The sequence below is a fragment of the Bartonella sp. AP57NXGY genome (assembly GCF_042195805.1).
GTDB lineage: Bacteria > Pseudomonadota > Alphaproteobacteria > Rhizobiales > Rhizobiaceae > Bartonella.
Genome location: NZ_JBHIOZ010000002.1, coordinates 66,853 through 78,805, shown reverse-complemented (window position 1 = coordinate 78,805; position 11,953 = coordinate 66,853). Strand labels below are relative to the sequence as shown.

The following is an 11,953-nucleotide window of genomic DNA, read 5'->3' as shown; positions in this document are numbered from 1 at the left end:
AAAGTTATAAGACAAATAATAAAAGAATAAACAATTCTTTTTAAAAAAGTAAATCCAGATATTAAAATAGTCATTGAAATGATATTTACGATCTATATCTTTTTACCAAGTGACTTTTCTTATTTAAGCCATCTCACTTTTTTCAGATAGTTACAAACGCGTATTTCGTGAATACATAAGAAAGCTTATAAAAGAAAATAAATAAATTTAAACAAATTCATTTGACCTTTAGGTGGTTCCTGTTTAAATGAGAGAATATGTTTCTGAAATAAAACTGTCATAGCATGTTCATGTGTAATACTATAAATTTAGGGGTAGTTTGTATTCCATCACTTCAGAAAGGGTGAAGCATGAGTCGTTTTTATCTTTCCATAGCGGCCACGGTTGCTATCATAATGTCCACAGCGGGGATGACAGAAAGTTTTGCACAGACAAAAATCAGCTTTTGGCATTCTATGAGTGGTGAATTAGGAAAGCAAACTGAAAGTCTCATTAACGATTTTAATGCAAGTCAATCTGAGTATAAAGTTGTTTCTTCATTTCGCGGTGAATATGAAGAGGGATTGATTTCACTCATTGCAGCATTTCGTGGAAAGAAACAGCCAGTACTTGCTCAAATTTATGACGTTGGTACTGGAACTATGATGGCTGCAAAAGGTGCAATCTACCCATTTTATCAACTTATGGCTGATACAAAACAAGAATTTGATCCTACAGATTATTTCCCTGCTATTAGTGGTTATTACTCCGATGAACAGGGACGTATCGTCTCTATGCCATTTAATATTTCAACACCCATCCTTTATTATAACAAAGATATCTTTAAAAAAGCAGGGCTTGATCCAGAACAGCCTCCTAGAACGTGGCAAGATATAGAAAACTTTTCCAAGAAAATTCTTGAGACTAAAGCGGCAACTTGTGGTTTTACAATGGCTTATGCCGCTCAATGGATTGGTATAGAAAATTTTTCAGCGTTGCATAATGTTCCTTTTGGAACGAAGGAAAATGGCTTTAAAGGACTTGATTCAGAACTTACATTTAATGGACCTTTACAAGTGCGTATGTGGACTGACCTGAAAAAGTGGTCTGATCAAGGTATTTTCCGTTATGGTGGTCCAGCAGGTGCATTAGATTCAACACCAATGTTTATGGCACAAAATTGTGCAATTTTTATGCAATCTTCAGGATCACATGCTGGAATTGTTTCTGAAGCTCAGTTTAATGTGGGGGTTGGTATGCTACCGTACTATAAGGATACAGAAGGAGCACCACAAAATTCAGTTATTGGGGGAGCTTCTATTTGGGCGTTTAAGGGCCATACTCCAAAGGAATATGCAGGGGCAGCCGCTTTTCTTAAATTTCTTTCAAAAACAGAAAATCAAGCAAAATGGCATCAGGAAACAGGTTATCTCCCAACCACAAAAGCGACTTATGAATTGAGCAAAAAACAACATTTCTATGAAAAAACGCCAGGTGCGGATATAGCTATCAAACAGATTAATCTTAATCCACCAACAGTTAACTCAAAAGGGATAAGATTTGGTAATTTACCACAAATTCGTGCCATTCTTGATCAAGAGTTGGAAGCTGTTCTTAGTGGTTCAAAAACGCCGAAAGATGGTTTAGATGAGACCGTTGAACGTGGAAATAAACTCTTGCGTGAATTTGAAAGATCTAATCATTAATTTCGTTTTATTGTTAAACATTAAAGACTCAACAAAAACGGTTGAGTCCTTTTTGTTTACTTTTTTAAAGTCTCTACATTTAAAGAGCCCTATGAATGCAAGAAAAACATGCATATTTTAAAAATAGTCTACTTTCTTACGGACTGCTTTTTCCTCAGCTTCTTGTGACTTTTTTGTTTTTCTTTTGGCCTGCTGCTCAAGCAATAAAATCATCTTTTGAGCGTGAAGACCCTTTTGGCTTTACAACAACCTTTATTGGTTTTGAGAATTATCTAACCGTTCTTTCTGATCCTACTTATCGGCAATCGCTTTTTACAACCGCAGTATTTTCCATCTCAGTTACTGTCGCTTCAATGACAATATCACTTCTCTTAGCTGTCTGTGTTGATCGTGTCATCCGTGCAAAAAAGGCTTATACAATGCTTTTGCTCTGGCCCTATGCTGTTGCTCCAGTATTGGCAGGTATATTGTGGCTGTTTATCTTTCATCCCACCATCGGAATTATCCCTTTTTTTCTCGAGAAAATAGGGGTGCTATGGAATTATCGTATTAATGGCACTCAAGCAATGATTCTTATTGTCATTGCGGCTAGTTGGAAACAAATTTCTTACAATTTTCTCTTTTTTCTTACAGGTCTTCAGTCTGTTCCGCGTTCTCAAATAGAAGCAGCCGCCATTGATGGTGCTGGTCCCTTTAAACGATTTTGGACAGTGGTTTTCCCGCAAATTTCACCAACGACGTTTTTCCTTCTTATTGTCAATGTCAATTATGTTATGTTTGATACTTTTGGTATTATTGATAATACAACTTCTGGAGGTCCTGCGCGTGCAACGAGCATCCTCGTCTATAAAGTATATGACGATGGCTTTAGAAATCAAATAATCGGTGCATCAGCAGCACAATCAACAATATTGATGTTGATGGTTATTGTCTTAACGTTTATCCAGTTTCGCTGGATTGAGCGCCGTGTACAATATTAGGAAACAAATTATGGTTGAAAATCGCCCTGTTTTGAAATTTCTAACCCATATTACTCTCATTGTTGGTATTATCATTATTTGCTTTCCAGTTTATGTTGCTATCATTGCATCAACTCATAGTTCAGCAGCATTTAACTCAGGAACACTTCCTCTTTTGCCTGGGAAATATGCTCTGGAAAATTATAAAACAATCTTTGGGGATGGCCTTGCACAGCTGGGTTTGCCCAACCTCTGGCCACTCTTAATGAATTCATTCATTATGGCTCTTGGGATTAGCGTTGGAAAAATTATTATTTCACTTTTGTCTGCTTATGCAATTATTTACATGCGCTTTCCCTTCCGAAAAACTGCTTTTGTTCTTATTTTTGTTACATTGATGCTCCCTGTCGAAGTTCGTATTCTTCCAACCTATGAGATTGTTGCAAAATTGGGGATGGTCAACACCTATAGTGGAATGATTATTCCACTTATTGCATCTGCGACCGCTACATTTTTATTTCGCCAGTTTTTTTTGACTGTTCCAGATGAACTCTTAGAGGCGGCACGTGTTGATGGTGCAGGTCCAGTTAAATTTTTTAAGGATATTCTTCTTCCTCTTAGTAAAAGCAATATTGCTGCTTTATTTATCATTATGTTCATTTATGGATGGATACAATATCTCTGGCCTCTTATCATCACAACGGATCAAAATCATCAAACGATCCTTATTATTTTAAAACAGCTTATTGTCGAATCACTTCAACATGATCCTCAATGGAATATACTCATGGCAGTATCGGTTGTTGCCATGGTTCCCCCTGTTCTTGTTGTTATCTTCATGCAGCGGCTTTTTATCAAAGGCCTTATTGAAACGGAGAAGTAATTGTGGCCATAATCCAGTTATCAAATATAAAAAAACAGTATGACAACGGCATTCTGGTCATTGATGATTTAAACTTAACTGTTGCCGATAAAGAACTTCTTGTTCTTGTCGGTCCTTCAGGGTGCGGAAAATCGACCTTATTACGTATTATAGCAGGACTTGAACAAGTTACCTCAGGTGAATTATGCATTGATAACGAATGTATCAATGATCGTGAACCAGCTGATCGTGATATCGCTATGGTTTTTCAAAATTATGCCCTTTATCCCCATATGACAGTTCGTGGAAATTTAGAATATGGTCTTAAAAATCGTAAAACTCCTAAAGAAGAAATTAAAAAACGTATCGCACATGCTGCAAAGCTTTTGGAGATAGAACCATTTCTTGATCGTAAACCACGACAATTATCAGGAGGACAACGTCAGCGTGTTGCAATGGGGCGTGTGATTGTACGTCAACCCCGTGTTTTTCTCTTTGATGAACCTCTTTCAAATCTTGATGCAAAATTACGGGCGCAAATGTGTATTGAAATAAAAACACTACAGCGTTCATTAGGAACAACGAGCCTCTATGTTACCCATGATCAACTAGAAGCTATGACATTAGCTGATAGAATAGTCGTTTTGAATAAAGGAGCTATCGAGCAAATTGGAACACCAATGGAAATTTACGATACTCCAGCAACAACATTTGTTGCTGATTTTATTGGTTCTCCTCCTATGAATTTTCTTGATCGCTATGTCTTAGAACAACATTTAGGGCATTCATTTTCTTATGGTGAAGAAACTGATCTTTTAGCATTCAGACCTGAAATAATCTTATTGGGCGAACATCCAGATAAAGGGCCTGTCTTTCACACAAAAATTGAGCTTATCAAGCTTATTGGAACAGGTTGCCATGTTTTAACGCGTTGGAATGGTATCATCTTTACGATTGAAATAAAAGAACGCTTGACACACGACTATGGTCAAAAACTAAGTTTCACTGTTGCTCATCAGAATTTTCATACTTTTAATAAAAACACAGGAAAGCGCACAAATAATAAGTAAGCATTAATTGATGTGATACGACTCTCTTTTATGCTGCGTCATGATAATGGTGTGTTTTGACTTGCTCAATTACATTTACAAACTCAGGTTGTAACCGATGGGATTAAAAACAAAATTTTAACAGTTTTGGTAATGATCTATTGTCCCATAGCGCTGAGAATGTCAAAACATTTATATGAAGAAATTTTGCATTTTCACGGTCTGTAAGAAGAATATAATTTTCAAACATCATTTTCATTATAAAAAAATATCAATATAGAATAAATCTTTATTAACCATATTTTTACTCATTTATAATTTTGTTATAAAAAACAACATATTATAATATGTTTCTTGATGTAATAATTTATGTGTATTATAAAAGCAAATGAGAGAAATAGAGAGAAAAAATGAGTTACAGATAAGGAAGGATGCGCCCCATATCTGAGCTTTGATCCCTAACATAAGAAGTCTATTTGATGCACAAAATACGACGCTGTTCTAAATAATCTCTACGAGAATAGGCGCATTCTATCTTACCGCTGGCCATATGATCTAAAATAGTTTCAGAGCTCCTATAAGAAGCATTTGTTTTTTTTACCAATCACATAAATTAGAGAGAAACCTATGCGCGCATGCTGCAAGTTTATTTTTTCTCATGTAAATCACTATGCAATTCTCAGCAAGGGTATCTGATAAGTTGCAAAAAATCACTGAGAGATAGAAGGCGTGCTTGTTTTAGAATTTTCATTACTTTTAGCGATAAAAGCAGATGAAACACATCTGTAACATCTCATCGATCTTTTCTATATTCTTGAGTTAAAAATTGCCTGTAGATCATCCTCAAACAGATCTTTATGAATATAACATAAGGGATCGATGCGAACATCTATAAGAATCAGCAGAGACAAAGACAATTATATTATTGTTTTACAAAGCATTTTATAAAAGCTGGTATATTTTTTCAATATATTGCCAGTCTATTAATGGTTTTATGATATTACTTTCTTATAAAGCGCGTGCTTTTTGTTGCTTATAAATCAACCTAAACTTTATACAGCAGTATGTTTGAGAAAAATATGAAGACGGTTCGGTGTTGTATTCAGTTTTTGTATGCCAGAGTAGAATAAGTTTATCTGCTTGTGTAATTTCTAAAATGAGGAGACAGCTTAATTTAGGCAGAATATGAAAGCATCAAATAAAAAATAGATTTTATCTTTAGCATCATCTTTTAATTTAGCATTGCAATTTTCAAAAACATCTAGCCAATGTCTCTTACATAATGGCGATTAAGCATTGCCGAACACATTTTTTTACGTTCTTTGAATAAAATTGCATCTCTCATACAAAACAGAATACCTAAACAGAAGGCTGTTGGGTTGCCAATTTACGCACTTTTTTTAAAAAATATCTTGCAAGGTTGTTCCAACTATTTTTTCACGCAGTCGTTTATAAGTAGTATAACATAAAATCCATTGTGTATCGCCATCTTTATGCTTATAAAAATGCAAGCTGGGGCCATTATCATACTCTCTTTCAGTCTCCAACATTGCAACAATTATTGTGTTGAGACTCTTCATAAGAGGCATTTTTTCTTCAAGTGGTTTTTATTCATACACTAATTCTACTTGCATGTTATAAAGAAGTTGGATAGATAAAAATACTTTAAGAAAGAGACACCAAATTCTTCTTATGAATCGTTTCAAGTGTCGAGAGTTATTGTAAAAGAAGCATTGAAAAATAGAATGCTTACTGCTGACAGTTTGGGCACCATGAGGCAATAAATCCACTTACTTTATCTATCTTAGAATCTATAGAGTATAAATTTCTCTGTAAAAGTAACTTTATTTCATATCAATGTTATCAATTATAGCTGTTGGGGTATCATTAGTAACATAATCATAGACTTACGATTTTATGAACTCTTTTTTATCTCTTTTATAGAAGATCTTAATGTTTTGTGATAGCGTCAATGATGGTATTTACATTATGTTCCATCATATCGAGATAAGTTGCTGCAGGGCCATTTTTGTTTGACAATGCATCAGAATAAAGTGTTCCACCAATTGTTAAACCTGTTTCTTTTGCAATCTGTTTTATGAGACGGGGATTAGAGATATTTTCAACGAATAGGGCAGTTGCTTTATTCGCTTTAATTTGTTTTATAAGTTTAGCAACATCGGCTGCGGTTGCTTCAGTTTCTGTTGAAGCACTTTGAGGGGCAAGGATAGTAAAACCATATTCCTTGGCAAAATAGCCAAAGGCATCATGAGATGTGATAATGATACGTTTATCTTTAGGAATGGTAGCAATTTTTGTTTTCAGGGTATCTTGTGCTATTTTAAGTTTTTGGATGTAGGTTTCGGCATTTTTTTTGTAGCTGGTACAGGATTGTGGATCGATTTTACAAAAAGCAGCAGCGATATTCTTCACATAGATTTTGACATTGGGAATTGTTTGCCAAGCGTGTGGATCAATAACGCTGTGGTGGTGATGGGCATTATGTTCTTGATTTTTCATTTTGAGGGAGGGAATGTTAGCGCTAACTTCGACAAGAAGTGCTTTTGTACCACTTGCTGTAATGAGGCGATCAATAAATCCTTCTAAATGAAGCCCGTTGATGAAAATAATTTGAGCATTTCTAAGAGCCTGAGCATCATGGGGGGTAGGTTCATAAGTGTGAGTATTCGCATTGGGACCTACAAAAGTGGTCATAGAGATATGGTTGTCTCCTACATTTTTTACGAGATCTGCAAGAATAGAAAAGCTCGCAACAACTTTGATTTTATTGTGTGCAGAAGCAGAAAATGGAGAAAGGGCAAGCAATAAAGCTCCAAGAAGAACAAATTTTTGAGCAAACTTAGGCACATTTTTTTCCTTAAAGTGAGGAGGTATAAAAGAGGTGGGGAAACCATGTTACAATAAAGCCACGTGGACTTATCAAACAGGAAACAAGATAAATAAATCCTGCGGCAATGATGATAGCAGGGCCGGAGGGAAGTGAAAGATGAAAAGAAAGCAGGAGACCACATACGCTAGAAATGATTCCAAAAAGAGTGGAAAGCGCGCAAATAGGGCCTAGCCGTGAAAACCAAAAACGGGCTGTAATGGCTGGAATCATCATAATACCAACGGAAAGTAATGTTCCTAGTGATTGAAAGCCTCCAACCAGATTCAGCACCACAAGTCCAAGCAATGAAATATGAATATATTTACTCAATGGAGAGAGTGATTTAAAAAAGAGGGGGTCAAAGCTTTCTAAAACGAGTGCACGCCAAAAAATACAAAGGCTGCAGAGTGTAATCAGCATTATAGTAGTGATTAACCAAAGGGCTTGTGCATCAAGTGCAAGAACCGATCCGAATAAGAGATGAAGCAGCTCAATTGTTGAGTCTTTCAGTGAGATAATAATAACACCTGCCGCGAGTGCAATAAGATAAAAGACGGTCATGGATGCATCTTCTTTCTGAAAGCTGTTTCGTGAAATCAAAATGGTTGCTAAAGCAACAATAAGACCAGCGAAGATACCACCAAGTGTCATAGATATGAGGGAAAAGCCACAAATCAGAAAAGCAATTGCAACACCAGGAAGAATGGCATGAGAGATAGCATCTCCTGTCAAGCTCATTCCTCGGAGCATCAAAAACACACCAACAGGACAAGCGCTAATAGACAGAAAAATAGAACCGATAAGGGCGTTTTGCATAAATTGGAAATCAACAAAGGGGGCAAGAAAAAATGCATACACGTCTTATAACCTAAGAAAGAGAGGATCATTGATGAGAAGATTTTGTTTTTGTGCGCTAATAGGGAAAGAATTGGATGTGAGAGGTGGCATAACGTGATGAAGGGTGTTGTTTAAAAACTGTGTTGTTTCTCCATAAAAGGCGTTTTGTTGATCAATTTGAATCATTTGGGGGAAAAATTCTTGCACGATGAGAGGGTTATGGAGTGCGGTGAGAATTGTGCGTCCTTGCTGTTGCCAGTATGTGATCAGAGCAAGAAGGTCTTTTTGGGTATTATGATCTACACCATTGAAAGGTTCATCAAGTAAAATAATATTGGCATCTTGTACAATGATACGTGCAAAAAGAGCGCGTTGTAATTGCCCGCCTGATAATGTTTCAAGCGAACGGGGTGCGAGTTCTGTAAGCCCAACCATTTTAAGAGCATTTTGAATCTTAGAATCATAAGGGCGCTGATTCTTCCATAATCCACAAAAAGACCACAGTCCTGTTTTTACAAGCGTTTTCACATCAATTGGAAATGTTTGATCTATATTACATTGCTGAGCAAGATAAGCAATGCGGCTTTTTTTTGGTTTTGTAATTTTTCCTTTAAGAGGTTTAATCAATCCGGCGATGGCTTTTAGCAGTGTCGATTTTCCAGCGCCATTATCACCTGTTATTGCAACCAATGAACCAGCTTTTAACTTTGCTGAAAAGTTCTTTATTGCTATTCTATTCCTATAGCCTAATGTTGTTTTATTGAAGTGCAGATCCATATTTTTTACCATCGTTGCTTATTATTTTGGAAACTATGTAATAATATAACGTTTGTCAACAAAATGTTATATTATTACATAGTTTTGAGTACTGAAAATTTTAGTGGGAAGATCGTGGAAAATTAAAAATAATAATTGAATTCACCTTGACGAAAGAGAGAGAGTATATACTATATATAGTATCAAAATGATTGGTGATTCTAAATAAGCACAAGAGAGGGTGTTAGTGTGTTTCGTTTGGTATCTAAGTTATTTCCATTATTGTAAAGAGTTTATTGGCCAAAGGTATAGCAGTATTTTTACTGAAGGGTCTCTTTTGGAAGGATTTCCTTTCGTTTTTGTAATTGATTTTTGCCGTAAAAGAGCAAACAGAGCTCTTGAAAAACGGTAGTTTAGAACATTAGTTTTTTAGACAGCAGGAGGGAATTGTAATGCAAGCAAAAGATTGTTTTATAACTAGGGGGCTTTGCCATTTAAGTTGTAGAATAATCGCTTATTCTCATCATAGTTTTTGAAGTTATTTGATGAGGAATTCTGTTATGTTCAGGAAGCTGTGTATTATTTGAAAATAACCACATGTTTTGCGTACAATTTCTATTTTTTGTTATTCTTGAGTACCTATAAAATTATTAGATTGACCTTTCAGGGTTGATTGTTTGGAATTGTGAAAGTTGAAGAAAATGTCGATCACTATTTATAGCAAACCATCTTGTGTCCAATGTGATGCTACACGCCGCGCTTTTGATGCAAAAGGCATTCATTATCGTGTTGTTGATATTTCCTGTGATGAACAAGCATACAGTTTTGTTCAATCTCTGGGGTATCGTCAGGTTCCTGTCGTTGTTTGTGGTGAAAATCATTGGTCTGGTTTTAGACCAGATATGATTAGTGGTCTTTGTGCTTAATGGGGCTTATTGTTTATTATTCGAGTGCAACGGGTAATACAGAACATTTTGTCTCGCAGCTTGGGCAAAGACTCTTCAAAATTGATAAAAGAAAGCCTTCTGCATTGGTTGGTGAACCTTATGTATTGGTTGTTCCTACATATGCAGATGGTGAAGGAAGAGGGGCCGTGCCGAAAGCCGTTGTCCAGTTTCTTAATGAAGCTGAGAACCGAAAATTAATTTGTGGTGTTATTGGCGGTGGGAATCGTAATTTTGGTCGCTATTATAATCTAGCAAGTAAAATTATTGCTGAAAAATGTTGTGTACCTTGCCTTTATCGTTTTGAGCTGCGTGGAACTGATGAAGACGTTATTTATGTAAAAAAGGGATTGGAAAGATTTTGGAAACAATTGGTATAGGACAATCGCAGAAATCGGATCAGATTACTGATTATCATGCGTTGAATGCAATGCTTAATCTTTATGATGAAAATGGTCATATTCAATTTGATATGGATCGGCTTGCTGCGCGGCAATATTTTCTTCAGCATGTTAATCAAAATACAGTTTTTTTTCATAACCTGAAGGAAAAAGTAGATTACTTAATAGAGGAAGGTTATTATGAAAAAGCTTTATTTGAGCTTTATGATTTTTCTTTTATTAAAAAGCTTTTTAAACGTGCTTATGCATTTAAATTTCGTTTTCCTACCTTTTTAGGCGCATTTAAGTATTATACCAGCTATACACTGAAGACTTTTGATGGGAAACGTTATCTTGAACGTTATGAAGATCGCGTTTGTCTTGTAGCTTTATATTTGGCACAAGGGAATAAAGCTCTTGCTGAAAGTTTTGTGGATGAAATTATTACAGGACGTTTTCAACCGGCAACACCAACATTTTTAAATGCTGGGAAAAAACAACGAGGTGAATTGGTTTCGTGTTTTTTGCTACGTGTTGAAGATAATATGGAATCGATAGGTCGTTCGGTTAATTCGGCTTTGCAGCTTTCAAAACGTGGTGGAGGTGTGGCGCTTTGTTTAACGAATTTGCGGGAAGCAGGGGCGCCAATTAAGCAAATAGAAAATCAGTCCTCAGGTGTTTTACCGGTGATGAAACTCTTGGAAGATTCTTTTTCTTACGCCAATCAGCTTGGGGCACGACAGGGGGCTGGAGCTGTTTATTTGCATGCTCATCATTTAGATATTATGAAGTTTTTGGATACAAAGCGTGAAAATGCTGATGAAAAAGTTAGAATTAAAACGCTTTCGCTTGGTGTCGTTATTCCTGATATTACTTTTGAGCTTGCACGGAATAATGAGGATATGTATCTCTTCTCATCGTATGACATCGAGCGTGTGACAGGTAAGCCCTTTAGCGATATTTCTTTAACGGAGCATTATCGTTCTTTTGTTGATAATGCAAAGATTCGTAAAAAGAAAATAAGTGCACGCGTTTTTTTCCAGACATTAGCGGAAATTCAATTTGAGTCGGGTTATCCCTATATTTTATTTGAGGATACTGCTAATCGATCGAATCCGATAGCTGGGCGCATAAGTATGAGCAATTTATGTTCAGAAATTTTGCAGGTGAGTGAGGCGAGTGAACTGGAGACAGATTTAACTTATCGCACGATTGGAAGTGATATATCCTGTAATCTTGGATCCATGAATATTGCCAAAGCAATGGAAAGTCCTGATTTTGGACAGACCGTGGAATCTGCTGTTCGCGCTCTGACTGCTGTTTCGGATATGAGCAATATTGATTGTGTGCCTTCCATTGCGAAAGGCAATGCTGAAAGTCATGCGATTGGTTTGGGACAAATGAATTTGCATGGGTTTCTAGCGCGTGAGCAGATCTATTATGGGTCTCCAGAAGCGATTGATTTTACCAATATCTATTTTTATATTGTGACATATCACGCCATACGGGCTTCCAATTTAATTGCGCACGAACGTCAAGAAATGTTTGCAGGGTTTGAAAAATCAGCTTATGCAGATGGACGTTTTTTCGA

The 11,953-nt window shown here is 36.2% G+C and carries 10 protein-coding genes; 7 read left to right on the top strand and 3 right to left on the bottom strand.

Annotation, left to right across the window (positions count from 1 at the left end; all coding sequences use genetic code 11):
- Positions 1-350: 350 nt before the first annotated feature.
- From ugpB to ACFIL8_RS00745, 4 genes are all read left to right on the top strand, one after another.
- Complete coding sequence (gene ugpB, locus ACFIL8_RS00760; protein WP_375618067.1) at positions 351-1,685, top strand: sn-glycerol-3-phosphate ABC transporter substrate-binding protein UgpB; 1,335 nt, start codon at positions 351-353, stop codon at positions 1,683-1,685.
- A 95-nt stretch (positions 1,686-1,780) separates the two neighbouring features.
- The gene (gene ugpA / locus ACFIL8_RS00755) at positions 1,781-2,665 is read left to right on the top strand and encodes a sn-glycerol-3-phosphate ABC transporter permease UgpA (RefSeq protein ID WP_375627662.1); all 885 of its coding nucleotides are present in this window, start codon (positions 1,781-1,783) and stop codon (positions 2,663-2,665) included.
- Between the two features lie 10 nt (positions 2,666-2,675).
- Positions 2,676-3,527 carry a sn-glycerol-3-phosphate ABC transporter permease UgpE gene (ugpE, locus tag ACFIL8_RS00750; RefSeq protein ID WP_375633937.1) on the top strand — a complete coding sequence of 284 codons (852 nt, stop codon included), beginning with the start codon at positions 2,676-2,678 and terminating at the stop codon, positions 3,525-3,527.
- A 2-nt stretch (positions 3,528-3,529) separates the two neighbouring features.
- Positions 3,530-4,576, top strand: coding sequence for a sn-glycerol-3-phosphate import ATP-binding protein UgpC (locus ACFIL8_RS00745; RefSeq protein WP_375613290.1), 1,047 nt, complete (start codon positions 3,530-3,532; stop codon positions 4,574-4,576).
- A gap of 1,929 nt (positions 4,577-6,505) precedes the next feature.
- Here the strand turns inward: ACFIL8_RS00745 and ACFIL8_RS00740 are convergent.
- Genes ACFIL8_RS00740 through ACFIL8_RS00730 form a run of 3 tightly spaced genes read right to left on the bottom strand, consistent with a single transcriptional unit; the run spans position 6,506 to position 9,059 of the window.
- Positions 6,506-7,423: a metal ABC transporter solute-binding protein, Zn/Mn family gene (locus ACFIL8_RS00740; protein ID WP_375613291.1), complete on the bottom strand. Its 918-nt coding sequence runs from the start codon at positions 7,421-7,423 to the stop codon at positions 6,506-6,508.
- Positions 7,424-7,433: 10 nt separating this feature from the next.
- The gene (locus ACFIL8_RS00735) at positions 7,434-8,303 is read right to left on the bottom strand and encodes a metal ABC transporter permease (RefSeq protein ID WP_375613292.1); all 870 of its coding nucleotides are present in this window, start codon (positions 8,301-8,303) and stop codon (positions 7,434-7,436) included.
- Positions 8,304-8,306: 3 nt separating this feature from the next.
- Positions 8,307-9,059, bottom strand: coding sequence for an ABC transporter ATP-binding protein (locus ACFIL8_RS00730; RefSeq protein WP_375613293.1), 753 nt, complete (start codon positions 9,057-9,059; stop codon positions 8,307-8,309).
- Between the two features lie 680 nt (positions 9,060-9,739).
- Between ACFIL8_RS00730 and nrdH the strand changes: the two genes are divergently transcribed.
- The 3 genes from nrdH to nrdE form a co-directional block, all read left to right on the top strand.
- Positions 9,740-9,964: a glutaredoxin-like protein NrdH gene (gene nrdH, locus ACFIL8_RS00725; protein WP_005774163.1), complete on the top strand. Its 225-nt coding sequence runs from the start codon at positions 9,740-9,742 to the stop codon at positions 9,962-9,964.
- Positions 9,964-10,362 carry a class Ib ribonucleoside-diphosphate reductase assembly flavoprotein NrdI gene (gene nrdI, locus ACFIL8_RS00720; RefSeq protein WP_375613294.1) on the top strand — a complete coding sequence of 133 codons (399 nt, stop codon included), beginning with the start codon at positions 9,964-9,966 and terminating at the stop codon, positions 10,360-10,362. The genes nrdH and nrdI overlap by 1 nt, the downstream gene beginning before the upstream one ends.
- A gap of 50 nt (positions 10,363-10,412) precedes the next feature.
- The coding region (nrdE, locus tag ACFIL8_RS00715) for a class 1b ribonucleoside-diphosphate reductase subunit alpha (RefSeq protein WP_375688755.1) at positions 10,413-11,953 on the top strand (1,541 nt) is incomplete at its 3' end.

Excerpts from the sequence above, each read along its gene's own strand:
- nrdI (WP_375613294.1), top strand. The coding sequence starts at position 9,964 with ATGGGGCTTATTGTTTATTATTCGAGTGCAACGGGTAATACAGAACAT.
- ACFIL8_RS00730 (WP_375613293.1), bottom strand. The coding sequence starts at position 9,059 with ATGGATCTGCACTTCAATAAAACAACATTAGGCTATAGGAATAGAATA.
- ugpA (WP_375627662.1), top strand. The coding sequence starts at position 1,781 with ATGCAAGAAAAACATGCATATTTTAAAAATAGTCTACTTTCTTACGGA.
- ugpE (WP_375633937.1), top strand. The coding sequence starts at position 2,676 with ATGGTTGAAAATCGCCCTGTTTTGAAATTTCTAACCCATATTACTCTC.
- ugpB (WP_375618067.1), top strand. The coding sequence starts at position 351 with ATGAGTCGTTTTTATCTTTCCATAGCGGCCACGGTTGCTATCATAATG.
- nrdH (WP_005774163.1), top strand. The coding sequence starts at position 9,740 with ATGTCGATCACTATTTATAGCAAACCATCTTGTGTCCAATGTGATGCT.